This is a genomic window from Geothrix sp. SG200, assembly GCF_022808935.1.
Lineage (GTDB): Bacteria > Acidobacteriota > Holophagae > Holophagales > Holophagaceae > Geothrix > Geothrix alkalitolerans.
Map to the genome: position 1 here is coordinate 215,194 of NZ_JAKZFR010000004.1, position 20,922 is coordinate 236,115.

General features: G+C 67.8%; 17 protein-coding genes and 1 pseudogene. 9 read left to right on the top strand and 9 right to left on the bottom strand.

Translation table 11 applies throughout. The features are described from left to right. Positions 1–115 precede the first annotated feature (115 nt). Entirely contained in the window at positions 116–1,861 is a 1,746-nt protein-coding gene (locus ML539_RS10180; RefSeq protein WP_243319056.1) for a DNA repair helicase XPB, read from the top strand. A 100-nt stretch (positions 1,862–1,961) separates the two neighbouring features. Here the strand turns inward: ML539_RS10180 and ML539_RS10185 are convergent, their stop codons facing one another. From ML539_RS10185 to rimO, 6 genes are all read right to left on the bottom strand, one after another. Beyond that, complete coding sequence (locus ML539_RS10185; RefSeq protein ID WP_243323257.1) at positions 1,962–2,531, bottom strand: phosphatidylglycerophosphatase A; 570 nt, start codon at positions 2,529–2,531, stop codon at positions 1,962–1,964. Further along, a complete protein-coding gene (locus ML539_RS10190; RefSeq protein WP_243323259.1) occupies positions 2,524–3,768 on the bottom strand; it encodes an FtsX-like permease family protein in 1,245 nt (414 codons plus the stop codon). The genes ML539_RS10185 and ML539_RS10190 overlap by 8 nt, the downstream gene beginning before the upstream one ends. After that, positions 3,765–4,439, bottom strand: coding sequence for an ABC transporter ATP-binding protein (locus tag ML539_RS10195; protein ID WP_243323262.1), 675 nt, complete (start codon positions 4,437–4,439; stop codon positions 3,765–3,767). The genes ML539_RS10190 and ML539_RS10195 overlap by 4 nt, the downstream gene beginning before the upstream one ends. A 165-nt stretch (positions 4,440–4,604) precedes the next feature. Next, positions 4,605–6,794 carry a DUF5916 domain-containing protein gene (locus ML539_RS10200; protein ID WP_243323264.1) on the bottom strand — a complete coding sequence of 730 codons (2,190 nt, stop codon included), beginning with the start codon at positions 6,792–6,794 and terminating at the stop codon, positions 4,605–4,607. Between the two features lie 81 nt (positions 6,795–6,875). Beyond that, the gene (locus ML539_RS10205) at positions 6,876–7,160 is read right to left on the bottom strand and encodes a hypothetical protein (protein WP_243323275.1); all 285 of its coding nucleotides are present in this window, start codon (positions 7,158–7,160) and stop codon (positions 6,876–6,878) included. Positions 7,161–7,227: 67 nt separating this feature from the next. Continuing rightward, positions 7,228–8,607 carry a 30S ribosomal protein S12 methylthiotransferase RimO gene (rimO, locus tag ML539_RS10210; protein ID WP_243323297.1) on the bottom strand — a complete coding sequence of 460 codons (1,380 nt, stop codon included), beginning with the start codon at positions 8,605–8,607 and terminating at the stop codon, positions 7,228–7,230. 99 nt (positions 8,608–8,706) lie between these two features. Between rimO and ML539_RS10215 the strand changes: the two genes are divergently transcribed. From ML539_RS10215 to ML539_RS10225, 3 genes are all read left to right on the top strand, one after another. Further along, positions 8,707–10,320 carry an adenylate/guanylate cyclase domain-containing protein gene (locus ML539_RS10215; protein WP_243323307.1) on the top strand — a complete coding sequence of 538 codons (1,614 nt, stop codon included), beginning with the start codon at positions 8,707–8,709 and terminating at the stop codon, positions 10,318–10,320. Positions 10,321–10,455: 135 nt separating this feature from the next. Beyond that, positions 10,456–10,746 carry a DUF4190 domain-containing protein gene (locus tag ML539_RS10220; RefSeq protein ID WP_243295031.1) on the top strand — a complete coding sequence of 97 codons (291 nt, stop codon included), beginning with the start codon at positions 10,456–10,458 and terminating at the stop codon, positions 10,744–10,746. A 13-nt stretch (positions 10,747–10,759) separates the two neighbouring features. After that, positions 10,760–11,170: a DUF2752 domain-containing protein gene (locus ML539_RS10225; protein WP_243323308.1), complete on the top strand. Its 411-nt coding sequence runs from the start codon at positions 10,760–10,762 to the stop codon at positions 11,168–11,170. On the opposite strand, the gene dcd is transcribed toward ML539_RS10225, so the two are convergent. Together dcd and ML539_RS10235 are read right to left on the bottom strand one after the other, a co-directional pair. After that, positions 11,171–11,698: a dCTP deaminase gene (gene dcd, locus ML539_RS10230; protein ID WP_243287026.1), complete on the bottom strand. Its 528-nt coding sequence runs from the start codon at positions 11,696–11,698 to the stop codon at positions 11,171–11,173. It abuts the gene before it with no gap. A gap of 2 nt (positions 11,699–11,700) precedes the next feature. Beyond that, positions 11,701–12,681, bottom strand: a complete 981-nt coding sequence (locus ML539_RS10235; RefSeq protein WP_243323311.1) for an FHA domain-containing protein — start codon at positions 12,679–12,681, stop codon at positions 11,701–11,703. 164 nt (positions 12,682–12,845) lie between these two features. Between ML539_RS10235 and ML539_RS15700 the strand changes: the two are divergent. From ML539_RS15700 to proC, 4 genes and pseudogenes are all read left to right on the top strand, one after another. Next, positions 12,846–13,409: pseudogene (locus tag ML539_RS15700) on the top strand (gliding-motility protein MglA); the annotation flags it as partial. A 434-nt stretch (positions 13,410–13,843) separates the two neighbouring features. Further along, positions 13,844–15,316: a glutamate--tRNA ligase gene (gene gltX / locus ML539_RS10245; protein ID WP_243323320.1), complete on the top strand. Its 1,473-nt coding sequence runs from the start codon at positions 13,844–13,846 to the stop codon at positions 15,314–15,316. Continuing rightward, positions 15,316–15,660 carry a hypothetical protein gene (locus ML539_RS10250; protein WP_243323322.1) on the top strand — a complete coding sequence of 115 codons (345 nt, stop codon included), beginning with the start codon at positions 15,316–15,318 and terminating at the stop codon, positions 15,658–15,660. The genes gltX and ML539_RS10250 overlap by 1 nt, the downstream gene beginning before the upstream one ends. A gap of 183 nt (positions 15,661–15,843) precedes the next feature. Further along, the gene (proC, locus tag ML539_RS10255; protein ID WP_243323331.1) at positions 15,844–16,659 is read left to right on the top strand and encodes a pyrroline-5-carboxylate reductase; all 816 of its coding nucleotides are present in this window, start codon (positions 15,844–15,846) and stop codon (positions 16,657–16,659) included. An 11-nt stretch (positions 16,660–16,670) separates the two neighbouring features. On the opposite strand, the gene ML539_RS10260 is transcribed toward proC, so the two are convergent. Further along, positions 16,671–18,959: a fibronectin type III domain-containing protein gene (locus ML539_RS10260; protein ID WP_243323334.1), complete on the bottom strand. Its 2,289-nt coding sequence runs from the start codon at positions 18,957–18,959 to the stop codon at positions 16,671–16,673. Between the two features lie 231 nt (positions 18,960–19,190). Here ML539_RS10260 and ML539_RS10265 point away from each other — a divergent pair, with 231 nt between their 5' ends. Next, positions 19,191–20,900 (top strand): glutamine--tRNA ligase/YqeY domain fusion protein, encoded by a 1,710-nt coding sequence (locus ML539_RS10265; protein WP_243323345.1) that lies wholly within the window; start codon positions 19,191–19,193, stop codon positions 20,898–20,900. The last annotated feature ends 22 nt before the right edge of the window (positions 20,901–20,922 follow it).

Genomic DNA, 20,922 nt, shown 5'->3' on the forward strand with positions numbered 1-20,922 from the left:
AGTCAAAGGCCCGCGCCAGTTGGCTTTTGGCAACGCCGCCAAGGTCTTCTCCGCTGCCTCACGTTGACCCTGTCGCCCGGGGCCCCTAGGCTGGAGGTTTGGGTCTGCCGCCACCGTGATCGCCCTCCGTCCCGACAATCCCCTGATCGTCCAGAGCGATCGCACCCTGCTGCTCGAGGTGGCCCACCCGGCCTTCGAGCAGGTGCGAGACGAACTGGCGCGGTTCGCGGAACTGGTGAAGAGCCCCGAGCACATCCACACCTATCGCATCACCCCGCTGAGCCTGTGGAACGCCTCCGCCTCCGGCGTGGCCTGCCAGGACATGATCGAGACGCTGAACACCTGGTCCAAGTACCCGGTGCCCCAGAACCTGCTGCAGGAGATCGAGGACCACGGCACGCGCTACGGCAAGCTGCGGCTGGTGGCCAAGGGCGACCGACTGGCTCTGGAGATGGACGACCGGGGTCTCTTCTGGGAGCTGGAGAACCAGAAGTCGCTGCAGGGGATGCTGGCGGAGCCCTACCCGGACGAGAAGGGCATCTTCCTCCAGACCGGGATGCGCGGCGAGGCCAAGCTCCAGCTCATCCGCCTGGGCCATCCCGTGCAGGACATGGCCGGCTACAAGCCCGGCGACCCGCTGCCCTTCGAGCTGTCGCCCATCACCAAGCAGAACGGCAAGCCCTTCGGCTTGCGCCACTACCAGCAGGCCGCCGTGGACGTCTTCCACGCTGGCGGTGGGCCCGACGGCGGCGCCGGCGTGCTGGTGCTCCCCTGCGGCGCCGGCAAGACCGTCATCGGCATCGGCTGCATGGGCAGCCTCCAGACCCACACCCTGGTGCTCACCACCAACGGCACCGCCGTGAAGCAGTGGAAGCAGGAGCTGCTGGACAAGACCAGCCTCACGGAAGACCAGGTGGGCCTCTACACGGGCGACACCAAGGAGATCAAGCCCGTCACCATTGCCACCTACCAGATCCTCACCTACCGCAAGAGCAAGACCGGCCCCTTCGAGCACTTCAAGCTCTTCGAGGCCGCCAACTGGGGTCTGGTGATCTACGACGAGGTCCACATGCTCCCGGCACCGGTGTTCCGCGCCGTGGCGGAGCTGCAGGCCAAGCGGCGCCTGGGCCTCACGGCCACCCTGGTGCGCGAGGACGGCAAGGAGGAGGACGTCTTCAGCCTCATCGGCCCCAAGCGCGTGGACGTGCCCTGGAAGATGCTGGAGAAGGACGGCTTCATCGCCACGGCGCATTGCCTGGAGATCCGTGTGCCGCTCCCCACGGACGAGCGCATGGAATACGCCGTGGCAGACCAGCGCCAGCGCTTCCGCATCGCGTCCGAGAACAGCCTCAAGCTGGCGGTGATGGACGAGCTCCTGGCCGGGCACCCCAACGACAGCATCCTCGTCATCGGCCAGTACCTGGAGCAGCTCCGCATCATCGGCGAGCGCCTGAACGCGCCGGTGCTTACGGGGCAGACGCCGGAGAAGGAGCGGGAGGTGCTCTTCCGCCGCTTCCGCGAGGGCGACCTCCGCGTGCTCATCGTGAGCAAGGTGGCCAACTTCGCCATCGACCTCCCGGACGCCAGCGTGGCCATCCAGGTGAGCGGCACCTTCGGCTCGCGGCAGGAGGAGGCCCAGCGCCTGGGCCGCATCCTGCGCCCCAAGGGCGACCGCAACGTGAGCTACTTCTACTCGCTCATCAGCCGCGACACCACCGAGCAGGAATTCGCGAGGAACCGCCAGCTCTTCCTCACGGAGCAGGGCTACCGCTACCTCATCGAGAGCCGGCACTTCGACGAAACAGGGCGGTTGAGCGAGCCCGCCGTGTGGAAGCGGCTGCTGGAAGAAACCGCAGGCTAATGAAAGAAGGTCGATAAGCGGAGGAGAGCGGAGAAAAGATTGGCTTTCCCTCCGCTCTCCTCCGCTCCTCCGCCAACCTCCCCTGCTGGAAATCTTTTCCTTAGATCTTCAGGTGAGCCACCAGCCACCGGTCCAGGGGCCAGGCGATGAGCGCCGCGAGGAGGCCCGCCAACACGTCGTCCGCCACCACGCCCCAGCCGCCGGGCAGGTGCTGGGCGCGGTCCACCGCGCCTGGTTTCCAGATGTCGAAGAGCCGGAAGAGCAGGAAGGGCGCCACCAGCTGCGCGGCCCAGAGGCTCCAGGGCCGCGGCTGGACCGTCCCCGTGAACAGCAGGGGCGTGAGGGCGATCCAGACGCCGGCCCATTCATCGGCCACGACGAACGAGGGATCCTTCTGGCCGGTCTCCCCCACCACGCCATCCGCAGCCCAGACGGCCATCAGGGTGAGGGCCAGGGGCGCCGCGGGGAGCACCCAGGACGGGAGGGCCCAGCCACGGACGATCCACACCAGCAGGAGCCAGGCGGCCAGCCCCGCCAGGCTGCCCCAGGTGCCCGGTGCCGGCCTCAGGTAGCCGCTGCCGAAGCCCGTGGCCAGCCACCAGGCGGGGCGAGGGGCCTTCCTTCCTGAGGACTGGGGACTGATGAGGCCTGAGGCCTGTTTCTCAAACATGTCTCAATGCCTCCACGATGCGGAGCTTCGCGGCCTTGAGGCCGGGGAACAGGGCGCTCACCTGGAGCGTGGCCTGGAGACCCAGGGCCACCGCGAGATAGACGCCGGGCACGAGGTGGATGTCCAGCTCGTAGCCGTGGCTGGTGCCGGGCGGGGCGGGCATCTGGAGGTGCAGGGCATTGAGGCCCGCCCGCAGCAGCAGGGTGGCGACCAGGCCCATGGCGCTGCCGAAGAGGCCGAGGAAAGCGCCCTCCCACTGGAGCAGGGCCAGCAATTGGCCGGGCTGGAGGCCCATGGCCCGCAGCACACCGAACTCGCGGACGCGCTCCATGACGGACATGAGCAGGGTGTTGGCTGTGGCCAGCAGGACCACCAGGAAGAGCACCAGGCCCATGAAGCCGAAGATCGCGTAGTAGAGCAGCTTCACCTGCCGGTAGAAGGAGGCCAGCTCGAACCAGGGCCTTACGGTGGTTTCAGGCAGCAGGGCCTGGAGCCGCGCCTGCTCGGCAGCCGTGTCGGCAGGGCGCTTGAGAACGACCGAGAGCCGCGAGCGGGCCGGGCCCGCGTCCAGCAGCTGGGCGGCCGTGGCGAGGCTCACGGTGAGCACACGGTCGTTCAGCTCCTTCAGCCCCTGGTCCTGGAGGCCCACGACCTCGACGTCCACGGCGTTCAGGGCGCCGTCCCTGGTGGTGGACATGAGGGTGAGCAGGCTGCCCACGGAGGCTCCCAGGCTCCGGGCCAGGCCCGTGCCTAGGATCACTTCACGGACCGCGGGATCGGTGGACAGCCACCGGGAGTCGGCGCCGCCCGTGGCCTTGGCCCCGTCCTTCAGGGCATCGAGGCAGGCCATGTGCTTCGGTTCCAGGGCGGGATCCACGGCGGTGCCCAGGAAGGCCACGCTCTTGGGGCCGCTGCTGAGCAGGCCCATGAAGTGGATGCGGGGAAGCACTTCCGCCACGGCGGGATCCTGCCGCAGCCGCGCCGCCAGCGCCTCGCCGTCCGGCAGGGCCTTCTCCAGGCTCTGGGCTTCGTCACCCTCCAGAGTGCCAGGGGCCATCACCTGGAGATGTCCCAGGCCACCGCGGATGGCGCCATCGGCGAGGCCCTGGAAGGTCTGAGCCATGAAGCCCCCGGCCAGGCTCAGGGCCATGAAGCCTGCCACCACCACCATGAGCGTCAGCGCCGTGCGCCGCCGCTGGCGCAGCAGGTTCCGCAGGGCCAGCCGGGCGAGGATCACCGGTGCTCCTCTTCGATGAGCCGCCCGTCGGCGAGGCGGAAGACGTGGTCGGCCCGGGCGATGACGGCGGGGTCGTGGCTGGCCACCAGGAAGGTGGCACCCCGCTCGGCGGCCAGCTCGGCCATGAGGTCCATGAGGGGGCCACCGTGGGCGTGGTCCAAGCTGGCCGTGGGCTCGTCCGCCAGCACCAGGAGGGGATCGGGGGCCAGGGCGCGGGCGATGGCGGCGCGCTGCTGCTGACCGCCGCTCAGCTGGCCGGGGCGATGGTGCAGCCGGTCCGCGAGGCCCACGCGGTCCAGGGCGGCAGCCGCCCGGCGCCGAGCCTCATCCTCGACCAGGCCCTGGAGCTGCAGGGGCAGCATGGCATTCTCCAGGGCCGTGAGCACGGGAACCAGGTTGAAGGCCTGGAACACAAAGCCCAGCCGGGTCAGACGGAGGCGGCCGCGTTCGCGCTCGGGGAGGCTGGACACCTCCTGTCCATCCAGGAAGACGGCACCCTCGTCGGGCTGGTCCAGCAAGCCCGCCAGCTGGAGCAGGGTGGTCTTGCCGCTGCCGCTGGGGCCCGCCAGCACCGCCAGACAGCCCTTCGGAACCGCCAGCGACACGCCGAACACGCCAGCGCGCTCGCCGCCGAGTTCGTAGGCGCGGGTGACCTCCCTCAGTTCCAGCATCCGCCCAGTGTACCTGTCCCTGGCACCGGCTCATGGATCGAAAAGGAATTCGGAAAGCTGAGGAAAGCGGAGGGGCTGAGGAGAGCGGAGAAAGGTTCTCTCCTCCGCTGTCCTCCGTGTCTCCGCTTTCCTCCGCGTTTAAATTTCCTTTCCCTCGGGAGACCTCTAAAACTGCATGGCGTAGGCCAGCTTGGCGAACACGCCGCGCTCCACCATGCGCTCGGTGGGCAGGATGGCGAGGGGATCGCGCCGCCGCTGGCCGGACCAGCCCAAGTAGGCGTTGGTGAAGGCATTGGGCTGCCACCCCAGGAAGGCCTTGAGGAACTTGTCCACGCCGTCGATTTCGGAGCCGTCGTACCGCACCACGAACGCCTGGGTCTTCAGGTAGAAGAACCGCGGCATCTGGTAGGTGGCCGTGGCCGCCAGCTTCCGCGCCCGCACGAGCCGGAGGTCGTCGGATTCGCGATCCAGCACGGTTCTCTGGGCCGAGAGGTCGTAGCTCAGATCCCCGACCGCGCCGTGGGAGCTGAAGCTGACGGTATGGATGCGCGCCGGGGCGCCAGAAGCCAGGTCGATGGTGCGTCCGCGGACGACCCGCGCCAGCATCTGGGCCCAGCTGAGCTTCTTCCAGCTCAAGGCCATGTTGAGGTTGCGGGTGGCGTTGGAGGTTACCTCGTCATCCGCCCAGGTGCGCCCCGCGATGTCCCAGTCCAGGCTCCAGGCCCACCGGTTGGCGGTTTCCACATAGGTGCTCAGGCCCACGGCGCGATCGAAGGGATTCCCGTCCCACCACACGAGACGGCGCGCGCGCAGGTAGAGGTTCGCCTGGGAGAACTTCCCGCCGTTCCAGTTGCCCTGCCAGCCGAAGGTCCCGGTCTGCTGGCGGTAGCCCCGGAGGTCCGTGAAGCCCGAGACCAGCACCAGGCCGGGGCTGGTGGTCTGGCTGACGGCGCTGGCGAACCAGTGGCGCGTGTTCCAGTCCAGCTCGGCGGAGGTGGAGGTCCCCCGCTGGGAGAGGATGCTTCCATCCGGCTGAGGCAGGTGCGAGGTGGCGGCCATGGCGCTGCCGATGAAGTGGAACTCGGAGCCCAGGTACTGATCCAGGTAGAGGCCGCCGCTCTGGCCGCCGATCAGTCCGCCGGCGGCGTCCGGCCCGCCCTGCAGGCGCTTGTCCGTGCCGAGGACGGAAAGGCCCGAGCCGCGCCCGTCCAGCTGGAAGCGCAGCGCGGCCGCCGTGTCGCGGGTGGGCAGGCCCTCGACGCCCTGGGCGCCGTTGGCGCTCAACATGAGGCCGCCGTCCTCGTCCTTGGCGTGGAGCACGGTCCAGCTGGCCAGGGAGCCCTGGCCCGAGGCCTTGAGGCCGTACAGGGGGCTCTGGATGGAGCGGCTGAAGAACTGCCGCTGGGCCGCGGGCGGGGAGAGCAGGTCCATGCCCTCCAGGAAGAAGGGCCGGCGCTCGGGATAGAACACCTTGAAGCGGCTGTTGATCTGAAGCGGGTCCACGTCCGCGTCCGCCGTGGCGAAGTCGGGACGGTAGGTGCCTTCGAAGGTGAGGGCGGTGGTGGCGTAGCGGACATCCATGCCCAGGCGGGCCTTGGATTCCACGGGCGCCGCCGGGTTGGTCTCCAGCGACTGGGTGCGGGTGTAGGTGGCGAAGGGGATCACCAGGAAGGGCGAGCCGGGCTTGTCCACCGGGGCGCCGGAGACCCGGGCCATCTGGCAGATATCGCACTGCACGTCCTTGCTCATGCGCGGCCAGGAGATGCCGTAGCGCCGCTCCCGGGGGATGATGCGCAAGATGCGGAGGGCCCAATCGCCGGGCCGCCGGCGCAAGCTGCTGTAGGGGATGCGCATCTTCACGACGTAGCCGTCCGGCGTCAGCACGCCGGTGGAATCCCAGAGGCAGTCGTACGAGGCGTTCTCCCCGGTGCTGTCCGTCATGATCTCGTCGATCTGGCCGCCCAGGGGTGTCACGAAGAAGCGGGCGATGCTCTGGCCCTTGCCGGAGGGATCCAGGTCCACGCCCACGAAGTCGAAGTCGCCGTTGTTGGTGTCGCGCATGTGGTGGGCGGCGTGGATCTTCGAGGGCTCGGGATCCTTCGCCTCCACGGCCACGTAGAGGGCATCCGGACCCCAGCCCACATGGACGATGGTGGGCCAGCGGTTCTCGCCCTTGTCGTCCGGCATGATCATGCCGAACTCCGTGATCACCAGGGCCTCCTTCCAGGTGGAGAGGTCCGCGTCCCGGGTCATGGACGGCGCCTGGGCCAGCCGGGGGATGGCCAGGTGCAGCGGGTTGGGTGCCTGGGAAGCCAGGATGGGCAGACAGGCAAAGGCCAAGACCGGATGGCGCATGAAAGATCCCTGAAACGGTTCCTATGGCCTACGAGGGACTTCGGAGATCCGTTTAGAACCCTCGGCCTGAATCCTTGGGGTTCAGCGCTTGGCGGGAGCCGGCGAGGCCGCGGGCTTGGCAGCCTTGCCCCGGGGGTCGTCCGGCTTGGGGCCGATGGCTTTGGGATCCTTGGCCCGGGGATCGTCGGGTTTGGGACCGATGGCTTTGATGTTCTTGCCCTTGGGATCGTCCGGCTTGGGGCCGATGGCCTTGGCCTTGGCCTTGGCTTTGGCCGGGGCCTGGGCGGACAGGGGGGCCGCCTGGAGCGCGGCGGCCACGATCAGGCCGATGGGAAGGGCGGAAGCCAGAAGGGCGGGAGGACGCATGAAAGCTCCTGGGCGGCTGGGTCGGGAGGTCGAGCCCCAGGTTAACCGCATCCAGCGCGGAACCTCGTCAGGTCCGGTTCCGGGCGAGGAACGATTGCTCGTAGGCCGCCGTGCTCGCTTCGAGGCCGCCCTCTTCGACCTCGCCGATGAGGTCGTAGGCGTGGGCCTTCACGATGCGCACCTTCTGGATGGTGTTCACCTGGGGCGTCCCGTCCACCAGCAGCACGTTGCCGTCGATGTCCGGGGCCTGGCCCTGGTGGCGGCCCTTCACGATGAGGTCGGTCTCCTCGTGGGCGCCTTCCACCAGCACGTCGATCACCTGGCCCACCTTCTCCTGGTTCCTCTCGCGGGCGATCTTCTGCTGCAGTTCGAGGATGCGGCGCTTGCGGGCCTCCTTCGTGCGTTTCGGCACGGGGTCGCCCAGGTCGTGGGCGGTGGTGCCCTCCTCGGGGCTGTAGGTGAACACGCCCACGTGGTCGAAGCGGGCCTCCTTCACGAAGGCTTTCAACTCCTCGAAGGTGGCCTCGTCCTCGCCGGGGAAGCCCACGATGAAGTTGGAGCGGATGGCGATGCCCGGCACGATGCGGCGGACTTTTTCAATCAACTTCAGGAATTGGGCCCGGCTGCCGCCCCGGGCCATGGCCTTGAGGATGGCGGCGTCCGCGTGCTGGAGCGGCATGTCCAGGTAACGGGCGCAGTTGGGTGTCTCGGCGATGGCGTGCAGCAGGCCGTCCGTCAGGCGGTTCGGGTAGGCGTAGTGGATGCGGAACCAGCGCAGGCCCTCCACCTTCCCCAGGGCGCGCACCAGCTTTTCGAGCGCGTCCGGATCGCCGAAGTCGCGGCCGTAGTCCGTGGTGTCCTGGCCCACGAGGCTGATCTCCAGCACGCCCTGGGCCACGAGATTGCGGGCCTCGGCCACCACGCTCTCGATGCTGCGGCTGCGCTGGCCGCCCCTGAGCTGGGGGATGACGCAGAAAGCGCAGGCATGGTCGCAGCCCTCGCTGATCTTGAGGTAGGCGCTGGCCTTGGGGGTGGTGAGCATCCGGGGGCTGGCCTCGGTGTAGAGGTAGCCGGGGTTGGGATCCAGCTCGTAGGCCGCGCCGGCGCCGATGACCTCGGCGATCTGCTCGATGTCCCGGGTGCCCAGGCAGGCGTCGATCTCGGGCATCTCGGTCATGAGCTCGTCGCGGTAGCGCTCCACCAGGCAGCCGGCGACGATGAGCTTCTCGCAGGCGCCCTCTTTCTTCATGGACGCGGCCTGGAGGATGGCCTCGACGCTTTCCCGCTTGGCGGCGTCGATGAACCCGCAGGTGTTCACCACCAGCACCTGGGCCTCCTCCAGCACGGGCGTGATCTGGTAGCCCTTCAGGCGCAGGTGGCCCAGCATGACTTCCGAATCCACCAGGTTCTTGGGGCAGCCCAGGGACATGAAACCGACTTTGGCCAATGGACCTCCATCCACCATGCGGTGGAACCTCATAGAATACCGCGCCCGGCCGATGAGGTCAGCAGCCCCATGCTAGACTCACCTCTCCCCGGTCCCCACATGAAGCTCACCCTCCAGGTTGACGGCGCCTTGCATCCCGTGACGCTCACGGAAGAAGGTGTGACCCTGGGTCGGGGCGACCAGGCCACCATCCGCATCCAGGCCAATGCGGTCAGCCGGGTCCATGCCCGGATTTTCCTCAAGGATGGCCAGCCCCACGTCATGGACATGAAGTCCCTGAACGGCACCACGCTCAACGGGGCGGCACTGGCCGAGCCGGCGCCTCTCCATCCCGGGGACACCGTGCTCCTGGGCGAGGCCGTGGTGCGCTGGATGCCCGAGCCGGTGCCGGGATCTCCGACGCAGGGCCTGAACCTGGCGGCTCGCGGCGCCGCCCCGAGGATCTCCCTCGAGGACCGCGCCTTCGATGCCTCCGGCTCGATCCTGGTGCCGCACGCCAGCCTGGAGGCCATGCTGGCCCAGGCCGGCGGCCAGCACCCCGCGGGCGATGCCGTGACCTTGTTCCAGCGCCTGGCCGGCATGGCCGGCACCCTGCTGCGGGCGGCGGGCCTGGCGGAGCTGCTCGAGTCCGTGATGGGCCTGGTGACGGCCCAGATCCCCTGCCAGCGCGGCTTCATCCTGCTGGCGGATGCCAGTGGCGAGCTGGTGCCCGAGCTGGTCTGGGAGGAGCAGGCGGGCCAGAACGCCAATCCCATCAGCCGCACCATCGCCCGCACGGCCATGAAGGACCGGGTGGCCATCCTCACCACGGACGCCCGCATGGATCCCCGCTTCAGCGCCGGCGAGAGCATCAAGATCCACGGCATCACCTCGGCCCTCTGCGCGCCCCTCATCGTGGAGAACCAGGCCCTGGGCGTCATCTACCTGGAGACGAGCCTCAGCAAGGGCGGCTTCAAGCGGGAGGACGAGCACCTGCTGAGTGCCATGGCCAACTTCGCCGCCGTGGGCATCCAGCGCGAGCGGGAGGCCAAGTTCCGCCAGCGCCTGGAGCGGTACCACAGCCCCGCCGTGGTGGACCAGATCCTCAAGTCCAGCCAGAGCAAGGAAGCCCCCGCCCTCCAGGCCCAGCGCTGCCAGATCAGCGTGCTCTTCGCCGACATCTCGGGCTTCACCCGCATGAGCGAGGGCATGGAGCCGCTCGTGCTGGCGGGCATCCTCAACCGGACCTTCGAGGCCATGACGGACCAGATCTTCAGTCGGGGCGGCACCCTCGACAAGTACATCGGCGACGCCATCATGGCCTTCTTTGGCGCGCCCAACCCCGATCCCGACCATGCCCGCCACGCCGTGGAGGCCGCCGCGGCCATGCAGGAGACCCTGCGGGCCCTGAACGAAGCCCGGCCCGAGGGCTACCCCGAGCTGAAGATGCGCATCGGCATCAACAGCGGGGAGGCCTTCGCGGGCGACATCGGCTGCGAGAAGCGCATGGACTACACCGTCATGGGCAGCACCGTGAACCTGGCCTCCCGCCTGGAGAGCGGCGTGGCCAAGCCCGGCCAGATCGTCATCGGGCCCCGGACGGCCGAGCTGCTGGGTCCGGCCCGCCTGCGGCAGCTGGAGGGCTCCCTGCTCAAGGGCATCGAGCATGAGGTGCGCCCCTTCGAGGTGCTGTGGGAAGAGGACCGGCCGACGGTGGGGACGGGAAGGGCCTGAGGTGATGTGGCGGGCCGGGACTGTCCAAGCCCCTGGCCAAGTCCCTGGCCAAGTCCCCTGGAATCCCCTTAGACTGGGCGCATCCCCAACCCCTTTCCGGGTCAGCCCCGGTCTCATTTGCTCCCAGGAGCCCCCATGAACGACTACACGTCTGCCGCGCCGGTGAAGGCCCACCGGGGCACCATGCTGCTGGTGTTCGGCATCCTCGGCCTCCTTTGCTGCATCATCTTCGCCATCCTCGCGTGGGTCATGGGCAGCAACGATCTCAAGGCCATGGCCGAAGGCAAGATGGACCCCAGCGGCGAAGGCCTCACCAAGGCCGGCAAGATCCTCGGGATCATCGGCTGTGTGCTGGGCATCCTCGGCCTCGTCTGGGCGGTGTTCTTCGGCGGCATGGCCGCACTTGGAGCGATGAGCCACCACTGATCCGGAACCCCCGGTGCGGTTCCACTGGGAGCGCTCTTCCCGGCTGCCGCGGCCCCCATGGTGGGCCGCGGCGCTGGTGGGGTGCTGGCTCCTGCTGGTGCTGGGAGGCGTACTGCTGGAACGGCGGGGCGCCCCCACCGTCGAAACCTGCCTGTTCCACCGGTTGTCCGGCCACCCTTGTCCTACCTGCGGCAGCACCCGGGTGGTGATGGCCTTCACGCACCGGGACTGGACCGGGGCCCTGCGCCTGAACCCCCTGGTGGCCCTCGGCCTGGGGCTGGTGTTCCTGTGGCTGCTGACCCGGCTGGCCACGGGGCGGACGCTGCACCTGACCGCGTCCCTGCGGGAACGGGGGGCCCTCCTGGCCGTGGGAGTCACCCTGCTGCTGGCCAACTGGATCTGGGTGCTTCAGACCCAGACCTGATCATTCCTTCACGAAATCCTTCCACAGCATCGACGGCTGGATGCCGGAGTTGCGCTGGTACTTGCCGGACTCGTAGCTCTCGTACTCGCCGCTGACCGTGTGGTAGAAGATCTGGCAGATGCCCACGCCCGCGTAGATGCGCACGGGCTGGATGCAGCTGATCTCCAGGGTCCAGAAGCCGCAGAAGCCGATGTCGCCGAACCCGGCGGTGACGTGCACGAAGAGGCCCAGGCGCCCCACGCTGCTGCGGCCCTCCAGCATGGGCACCATGCCGTGGGTCTCCGTGTATTCCAGCGTGCGCCCCAGGTAGAGCGTGCCGGGCTGGAGCAGCAGGCCCTCGGCGGGGATCTTCAGGAACTCGATGCCGTTGGGCTTGGCCATGTCGAGCTCGCGCTCCGTGTAGACGGCCAGGTCATCTCCCAGGCGAAGGTTGTAGCTGTTGGGATTCAGCTGGCGGTCGGACCAGGGATCGATGCGGATCTTCCCCTGGTTCCGGGCCTCGAGGATCTGCTTGCCGGTGAGGATCACCGTCAGCGATCCACTTTCAGCACTTCGGTCTTGGCCAGCATGTCGCTGAGGCTGATGCGCTCGTCGCCCTTCACGGCCAGGACGATGAGGTTGAGCGCGAGGATGTTGCCGATCTGGCGGAGGATGGCGGGGCCGAACTCGATGCGGCCCTGGGGCTGGCCCTCGGGAACCACCCGGAGTTTCATCATCTTCTTGCCGATGCTGGCGCCGTATTTCGAGACGCACCAGGGAATGAAGAGCCAGTAGTACGCGAGCTGCGCGAGGACGCTGACGGGCACCAGGGCGCAGCCGATCACGGGCACGTGGGACAGGACCATGAAGGCCATGGAGATGAGCACCGCGGGCACGGCATCGATGAGGACGGCCAGGAGGCGGTTCACCAGGTCGCCGCGCTCGCCCACGGTCACGGCGTCATCGGGGATGGAGGGCAGGAGGGAACCGAGGAAGGACTGCTCGGGAGGCCGGGTGGGCGCGGCGGGCCGGGGCGCCGGCGGCGGGGCCACGGGCGGAACGGGCGGCATCACCTTGGCGGGCGTGGGCACGGGCCCGGTGGAGGGCTGGATGGGCACGGCGGGTTCGGCAGACGGGGCCTTCCCGGCATGGATGGCGGCCAGCTCATCCGCGGACATCCGCACGGTGCCGAGCGGGGGCTTGACCGCGCTTTCGCGGTTCACCGCCACCGTGGCGCCGACCTCGGACTGGGGATCCTGGAAGGTGAGCTGCACCTGGCCCAGGGTGATGCGATCCCCATTCCGAAGGGGGGATGACTGCACCCGGTTGCCGTTCACGAGCACGCCGTTGCTGCTCTGGAGGTCCTGGATCTCATAGCCCCCGCTCACCTTGCGCAGGACGCAGTGATGGCGGCTGATGCTGGGGTCCGGGAGCCGCAGGGTGTTGTCCAGCTCGCGTCCCATGTGGACTTCTTCATCCACGATCTCGAATTCGCGGGTACCCGCGCTTTCGTGCACCAGCAGCTTGGCCATGGAAACCCTCGGGGAAGGTGGGATGGCGGGAAGTTTAGCGCATCCCTCCGCCATCGTGGCGGCTCATTGGGGATGGAAGCCTCATATCGGTTCTTTCTTGACGGGTTTCGGTGGACCGGCCAATCTTCCCAGAAGATCACGCGAATGAATCGCGAGGGTGCAGCATGGTGCTTTTCAACGCGGCCACGAAGGAGTTGACGGCGAAGATCGTCTACTACGGGCCTGGCCTCTGCGGGAAGACGACCAACCTCCAGCACATCTACGACACGCTGCCCGGCGAGGGGCGCGGCAAGATGTTGTCGCTGGCCACCCAGACGGACCGCACCCTCTTCTTCGATTTCCTTCCCATCGACCTTGGGACCATCCGGGGCATGAAGACCCGCGTCCAGCTCTACACCGTGCCCGGCCAGGTGTTCTACGACGCCACCCGCAAGCTGGTGCTCCGCGGCGCCGATGCGGTGGTGTTCGTGGCGGATTCCCAGGCCCCGGCCCTGGAAAGCAACAAGGAGAGCTTCCAGAACCTCATCGCCAACCTCAAGGAACAGGGCACCGACCTGTCGAAGATTCCCCACGTCATCCAGTGGAACAAGCGGGACACACCGAACGCGCTGCCCATTGGCACCCTGGACAAGGAGATCAACCTCTTCGGCGTACCCACCTTCGAGGCCTGCGCCATGCGGGGCGAAGGGGTCAAGGAGACCCTCTCGGGGGTGGCCCGCCTGGTGCTGAAGAGCCTCGCCGAGAAATATGGCGGCGGCGTGGTCGAGGAGCCCCAGACCGTCCTGACGGGCGGGACGCCGCCACCGCCACCCCCGCCGCCGACCCCTGCCATGGATTCCAAGCCCCTGGAAGTGGAGGAGCTGTCCGCGGGCGAGCTGCTGGAAGAGATCGACGAATTCCCCGTGGACTCCACCTTCTCCCAGGCCCATGCCCCCGCCCCCACGCACATGCCCCACCGCAGCGTCGTGGAGGTGCCCATCGTGCTGGACCGCAGCCTCTTCAGCGGCGATTCCCCGGTGGAGATCAAGCTGAAGCTCTACATCAAGTAGTCCTCAGTCCTCAGTCTTCAGTCCTCAGGGGGGCCTCGGATTTCCTGAGGACTGAGGACTGAAGACTGAGGACCGATTCGGGCACACTGGAGGTTTGATCCGAGGCCTTCACCATGTCCCGCCAGGTCGTCACCCGCTTCGCCCCTTCCCCCACAGGCATGCTCCACATCGGGGGGGTGCGCACGGCGCTGTTCTGCTGGCTCTATGCCCGCCGGCACGGGGGCCGCTTCATCCTGCGCATCGAGGACACGGACCTCTCCCGCAGCACCGACGACAACATCCGCATCATCGAGGAGGGCATGGCCTGGTGCGGCCTCGACTGGGACGAAGGGCCGGTCACGGGCGATCCCGGCCAGTGGAAAGGTCCCCACGGACCCTACCGCCAGATGCAGCGCATGGAGCTGTACAAGACCAAGATCCAGGAGTTGCTGGACAAGGGCCTGGCCTACCGCTGCCGCTGCTCCAGGGAGGCCCTGGACGAGCGCCGGAAGGCCGTGGAGGCCGCGGGCAAGGTCTTCCAGTACAACCGCGGGCTGGACGCGGGCAAGGGCTGCGCCGACGCGAACCATGACGCCAGCGAGGTCGCGGCCATCCGCTTCCGCATGCCTGTGGACGGCGACATCCTCGTGCCGGATCTCATCAAGGGCGACACCCGCTTCCCCGCGGAGAGCCTCGACGACTGGATCATCGCCCGCACCGGCGAGGCCCCCGGCGAGATCGGCGTGCCCACCTACAACTTCTGCGTGGTGGTGGACGACACCCACATGGAGGTCACTCACGTCATCCGGGGCGACGACCACCTGAACAACACGCCCAAGCAGATCCCCCTGTTCGCCGCCTTCGGCTACGACCTCCCGGCCTTCGCCCACGTGCCCATGATCCTGGGCGCCGACGGCGCCAAGCTCAGCAAGCGGCACGGCGCCACCAGCATCACCGAGTACCAGGCCATGGGCCTGCTGCCTTCCGCCGTTCGGCTGGCCTTGGCCCGCCTCTCCTGGACCCCCAAGATCGACGGCAAGGCCGTGGAGAGCGCCGAGGAGGAGCTGCTCACGGACGAGCAGATGATCCAGCTCTTCGACCTGGCGGACTGCCAGAAGAGCGCGGCCCGCTTCGACATGGACAAGCTCCAGTGGCTGAACCAGAAGCTCATCCAGAGGGCGTCCTGGCAGGAGCTGGAGCCGCATCTCAGGCCCTTCGTGCCAGAGGCGTGGAGGGGGAAGCCCGAGACTTGGCGGGCCCAGGCCATCCAGGCCACGCAGAAGGGCAAGTCGCTGACGGACATGGCCGAGGCGCTGCGCTTCGCCTTCGAGCGGCCCACCGCCTTTGACGAAAAGGCCGTGGAGAAGTTCATGACGCCCGCCGTGAAGCCCGCCCTGCGGGAGATCGCGGCCCTGGCCGACTACACCCACGAGGGCCTGGAGGCCGGCTTCAACGGCATCCTCGAGCGCCACGGCCTCAAGACCAAGGACCTGGCCCAGGCCCTGCGCGTGGCCCTCTGCGGGAAGCCCGTGAGCCCGGGCATCTTCGACACCCTCATGCTGGTGGGCCGGGAGGAAGTGGGCGCGCGGCTGGAGCGGTGGCTCTGATGGATCTCCAGGAGTTCACCCACATCACCCTGGCCGTGCTGGAGGACCAGGGCGCCGCGGCCTATGCGCCCACCATCATCGCGGGCGACGCGGTCCAGGTGATCCAGGGCATTCCGGAGGGCATGGACCACCGGGAGGCCCTCCAGGAGACGGTCCTCCGCCTGGGTCTGGAGCAGGCCGACTTCTACTTCGGCGTGCGCTCGGGACCCGGCGAGATCACCACGGGGTTCCACACGCCGGTCGGCACGCAGTTCCAGCTCATCTCCGAGATGCGGCAGGGCTTCGTGGTCTCGGCCCTGGGCGCCTGCCCCTGGTGGACCCTGGATCAGGGGCGGGACCAGTAGCGGTTTCCATCCGCCGGAAGGTCCGGAGGGGGTATAGTGATCCGCATGATCCACATCCCGGCCATCCACCCGCGCCCTAGCACCTTGCGTGCGGGGGGAGTCGCATGATCGGCTGACCTGGATCCAGGTCCCGCCATCCACCCCCGCCCCCAAGGCGGGGGTTTTCCGTTCCAGGGAGTCTCCATGAGCCGCCATCCCAAGCTCGCCATCCTCGGCTTCGGCACCATGGGCCAGGCCATCAGCGCCGGCCTGGTGGAGGCCTCGGGCTACCCGGCGGGCCGCATCCACGCGGCCACGCGGCATCCGGGCGCCGCGCGGGCCCGGGCCGAGGCCCTGGGCATCGCACTCTCGAGCGAGGCGGACGAGGCTGTCCGCCATGCCGAACTGGTGCTGCTCTGCGTGAAGCCGAAGGAGCTGAAGGGCCTGCTGGCGGGCCTCTCCGCCTCGGGTGCGCTGGACCACCACCCCCTGGTGGTCTCCATCGCCGCGGGCACGACCCTGGACTTTCTCGCGGCCCACACGCCTGTGGGCACGCCCCTGGTGCGCGCCATGCCCAACACGCCCTGCTCCATCCGCCGGGGGATGACGGTGCTGGCACCGGGGCAGGGGGTCACGGAGGCCCAGCTGGCCCAGGCCCGGGCTCTCTTCGAGCCTCTGGGCCGGGTCATGGACCTGGACGAGCGGCACATGGACGCCGTCACGGGCCTCAGCGCCAGCGGGCCGGCCTTCATGTTCGTCATTCTCGAGGCCCTGGCCGAAGGCGGCGTCCAGTGCGGCCTCCCTCGGGCTGTGGCCGTGGAACTGGCGGCCCAGATGACCCTGGGGGCCGCGTCCATGGTGCTGGAGACCGGCCGCCACCCCGCGGCCCTCAAGGACGATGTCACCACCCCCGCCGGCTGCACCATCGCCGGCCTCCTGGCGCTCGAGGACGGCCGCATCCGCTCCGTCGTGGCCCGCGGCATCGAGCGGGCGACGCAGGTGGCGGCGGGGCTGGGATAGTCGCTCCGGGGCTACTCGTGGTAGTCGGTGAGCCCCGCGTTGGTCAGATTGAGGACGTGAAGTTTCTGGGATCCATCGAAGCCGATCCTCAGCAGGGGGGGGTAACTGGAGGTGTAGGGTGCCACGAGGGTCTCGTGCCAACCGTCCAGCGCCTGGTGGTAGGTCTTCACACCCGCGCTGGTGTTGAACACGATCGCCACCCGGCTCTGATCAGGCGAAATTGCGGCCGAAGCTGTGGTGCTCGCGCCATCGTGCACCCGAGACCCCAGGAGCACCGGAGACTGCCATATACCGGCCTTCAACTGGATCACCCATAGGCCGTGTTCAAGAATGTTGCCCCCGACATATTGTTCGAAGAAGATCCATCCGTTGCTGCTGTCGACCCAGGCGGAATCCAGGAAATCGTACCACCCTGCCTGGACGGTCCCTGTGGGTGGGGTCGAGGCAGTCCAGGTACCTGCTCCGGTCAGGACATAGTCGATGGCCGAACCCCAGTTGCCGAGGAGGATGTGGGGTGTGTCAGAACTGTCCAAGGTGATGTGGAATGATCCGATGTTGGACACGGAGGGGGAGAGGCTGGCCAGGGATTCTTCCACCCACGATCCATTCACCTTGTGCAGGTAGGATAGGCTGGCGGTGGAGCCACCGTAGGGCTGGCTGGCGGTCACGTGATCCAGCAGCACGTGGGGCACGCCGGTGGAGTCCAGGTGGTAGGTCCAACCCGAGTTGGCGGAGGACCAGGGAATCGAGGCGGTGGCCATGGTTTCCGAGGCCCAGGCGGTCCCGTTGTACCAAAGGTGGATCAGGTTCAAGGCTGACCCGCTCGAGGCTGGAGTGGCGTAGACCGCATGCGGCCATCCTTGACGGTCCGCTTGGATGAGGGGCGAGGACTCTCGGCTGGCGTCGCCCGGGAAGGTGGCCGGCCAGGGGTCGTTGTTGGAGAGAACCCCGAGGGGTGAGAGGGTGGCGAATGCCCAGCCGCCCGAGGGGCGCAGGGCCGCGTCCGAGGCGGTAGGCAGGTTCAGCCCTGTTGAAATCAGAACCAGGGCACCCGGCGGGTTCAGGGTCGCGGCGGTTGCGTAACCGCTGGGGGCCTCCTGGGTGCTGTTCTTGGCCACCACCATGTAGGTGTAGTAGCCGAGGCTGGTCGCCGGATCCAGGTAGGAACTGGTGCTGGGGGAGAGGATGGCGACGTCGCTGGTAAATCCAGCATTGGGGGTTCTACGGACGACAATCTGGTTGGCCGCGGTGCTTCGATTCTGCCAAGTGAGTTGGAGACCGCTTGCGGTGGCAGACACCTGCAGGTTGACCGGCGCGAGCAGGGGGACTGAGGCGCCGTAGTACATCGTGGAGGGCGTGGTGGTCGTGGTACCGTAGAGGTAGGTCACTCGATAGAGGTAGTAGCCTCCTTCCTGGACGCTCTGGTCCAGGAAGGAGGTGCGGAAGCCGGAGGGCATGGAGACCTCCGTCCAGTTTCCCAAGGAGTTGCCGTAGGCATCACTGTCGGAGCGCTCCAGGCGCACCCCATCCGGCTGGGTCGATGTGCTGGAGCCCCAGCTGACGAGCATGCCACCCTGGGTCGCGTCGTAGGATGCGTTGACCCAGGTGACAGAGACCAGCCCCGTGAACACAGGTTGGGAATTGGTGCTGGGCTGGCTGGCCTGGACTCCCTTGAGATTGGTGATTCGATAAGTGTAATAGAGATCAGGGGATACCCCCCCATCCCGGTAGGTGGAGGCCTGCGGGTCGCTCAAAGGAAGGCTGGTCCAGGTCCCGGTGACGGAACCGTAGGCGGAGCATTCTGCGCGCTCGATTCGGAGACCGTCCGCGCTGGCCGTGTTCCGGTTCCAGTTGAGGACCACGACCGAATTGGCCCAGTCGTAGGTGGCGTTGGCCTGGCTAGGAGCGTTGGGTCTCCGGGAGTAGGTGACTGTATTCGAATAGGGGCTGAACTCGGTACCCCGGGCCGTGCGCAGGCGGAAGGCGTAGTCGGTGGCGTCCGGGGCCGTGGGCGAGAAGGTCAGGTAGAGGTTCGTGTAGGTGGATGGAATGAGGCCGGTGTGGATCTTCGTGAAAGCTCCGTCCCCGATCTTGGATTCCAGTTCGTAGCCGTCGAAAGCCGCGGTCGGCGCGGTCCAGGTCAGCAGAATCTGGTCCAATCCTGTGGCGGTGACGGTGAGGCCCGTGGGCGTGGGGGCAGTGGACGGGCTCGTGGCAGCATTGCCGCCCCCACCCCCACCCCCGCCACAGGTGATGACGGCCAGGCTGAGTACGATGGAAAGAATGAATCGGATGCGCACGGAGAACCTCGAATGAGGTGAGCTGGCCCTTGGGTGAAGATGGGATCGCCCGGGATTCCTTCAGCAGGGAAGGGCCCACATCTACCATGGTTATTGCGAAATTGTCCCGGACCCCGGCCGAAGGGTAGGGTTTCGGGGGCCGAATGGTAGGCCATGGCCCCGCCTGGAGGTCTGAAGCCTCCCCGGGGAGTGCCCCGGGTTATCCTGGTCGTTTGATTCCTGCGAGCCCCGATGTCCCCTGACCTGCCTCTTCCGGAACCCAAGAGCCTCCACTTCATCGAGGAGATCGTGGAGGCGGACCGCGCCTCGGGGAAGCATGGCGGGCGGGTGCTCACGCGGTTCCCGCCGGAGCCCAACGGCTACCTGCACATCGGCCACGCCAAGAGCATCTGCCTGAATTTCGGCCTGGCGAAGGCCTACGGGGGCGCCACGAACCTGCGCTTCGACGACACCAACCCGGTGAAGGAGGACGTGGAGTACGTGGATTCCATCCGGGACGACGTGCGCTGGCTGGGCTTCGACTGGAAGGGCGAGCACTACGCCTCGGACTACTTCCCCTTCCTCTACGAGTACGCGGAATACCTCATCGGGCAGGGCAAGGCCTACGTCTGCGACCTCTCGGAAGCGGAGATCCGCGAGTTTCGCGGGAACTTCCACACGCCCGGGCGGCCCAGCCCGTACCGTGACCGCAGCCCCGAGGAGAACCTGGACCTCTTCCGCCGCATGAGGGCCGGCGAGTTCCCCGACGGCTCGAAGGTGCTCCGGGCGAAGATCGACATGGCCAGCGGGAACATGAACCTGCGCGATCCGCTCATGTACCGCATCCGACGGGCCCACCACCACCGCACGGGCGACGCGTGGTGCATCTACCCCATGTACGACTACGCCCACGGCGTGTCGGACGCCATCGAGACCATCACCCACTCCATCTGCACCCTGGAGTTCGAGGATCACCGGCCCCTGTACGAGTGGTTCCTCGAGCAGGATGTGGAGGGGAAGTTCTTCCAGCGCCCGCTGCCGCGCCAGATCGAGTTCGCCCGCCTGAACCTCACCCACACGGTGATGAGCAAGCGGCGGCTGCTCCAGCTGGTGCAGGACGGCATCGTGCGGGGCTGGGACGATCCCCGCATGCCCACCATCTGCGGCCTCCGCCGTCGGGGCTACACGCCCGAGGCCGTGCGGGCTTTCGCGGAGAAGGTGGGCGTGGCCAAGCGCGACATGGTGGCCGACGTGGGTCTGCTGGAGTTCTGCATCCGGGAGGACCTGGAGAAGCGGGCCCCCCGCCGAATGGCGGTGTTGCGGCCCCTCAAGGTGGTCCTCACCAACATGGCGGAGGCGGACGCCTTCGAGGTGGAGGTGGCCAACCACCCTGACGATCCGGCCATGGGCACCCGGAAGCTGCCCTTCACCAGGGAGCTCTACATCGACCAGGACGACTTCCGCGAGGAGGCCCCCAAGAAGTGGTTCCGCCTGGCGCCGGGCGCCGAGGTGCGGCTACGCGGAGCCTGCCTGGTGACCTGCCGCGAGGTGATCAAGGACGCATCCGGGAACGTGGTGGAGCTGCGCTGCGAGTGGGATCCCGCCAGCAAGGGCGGGAACGCACCGGACGGCCGCAAGGTGAAGGGCACCCTCCATTGGGTGAGCGCGACCCATGCCGTGAACGCGGAGGTGCGGCTCTACGAGGCCCTCTTCACGCAGGAGGACCCCATGGACGTGCCCGAGGGCCGGGACTGGAAAACCCTCCTCAATCCTGGAAGCCTCGAGGTGCTCGCGGATGCCCGCCTGGAGCCGAGCCTCCGCGAGGCGCTGCCCGGGGAGCGTTTCCAGTTCGAGCGCACGGGCTACTTCGCCGTGGATCCCGATTCCAGGCCCGGCAGTCCGGTTTTCAATCGGACGGTGGGGCTGAAGGACAGCTGGGCGAAGATCGAGTCCAAGGGGTAACGGGATAAGGTGATTCCCTCCT

Coding starts and splice junctions, on each gene's coding strand:
- ML539_RS10185 (WP_243323257.1), bottom strand. CDS start 2,531: ATGTTTGAGAAACAGGCCTCAGGCCTCATCAGTCCCCAGTCCTCAGGA.
- ML539_RS10205 (WP_243323275.1), bottom strand. CDS start 7,160: ATGCGTCCTCCCGCCCTTCTGGCTTCCGCCCTTCCCATCGGCCTGATC.
- ML539_RS10215 (WP_243323307.1), top strand. CDS start 8,707: ATGAAGCTCACCCTCCAGGTTGACGGCGCCTTGCATCCCGTGACGCTC.
- ML539_RS10200 (WP_243323264.1), bottom strand. CDS start 6,794: ATGCGCCATCCGGTCTTGGCCTTTGCCTGTCTGCCCATCCTGGCTTCC.
- ML539_RS10195 (WP_243323262.1), bottom strand. CDS start 4,439: ATGCTGGAACTGAGGGAGGTCACCCGCGCCTACGAACTCGGCGGCGAG.
- ML539_RS10250 (WP_243323322.1), top strand. CDS start 15,316: ATGGATCTCCAGGAGTTCACCCACATCACCCTGGCCGTGCTGGAGGAC.
- ML539_RS10220 (WP_243295031.1), top strand. CDS start 10,456: ATGAACGACTACACGTCTGCCGCGCCGGTGAAGGCCCACCGGGGCACC.
- ML539_RS10265 (WP_243323345.1), top strand. CDS start 19,191: ATGTCCCCTGACCTGCCTCTTCCGGAACCCAAGAGCCTCCACTTCATC.
- gltX (WP_243323320.1), top strand. CDS start 13,844: ATGTCCCGCCAGGTCGTCACCCGCTTCGCCCCTTCCCCCACAGGCATG.
- proC (WP_243323331.1), top strand. CDS start 15,844: ATGAGCCGCCATCCCAAGCTCGCCATCCTCGGCTTCGGCACCATGGGC.
- ML539_RS10235 (WP_243323311.1), bottom strand. CDS start 12,681: ATGGCCAAGCTGCTGGTGCACGAAAGCGCGGGTACCCGCGAATTCGAG.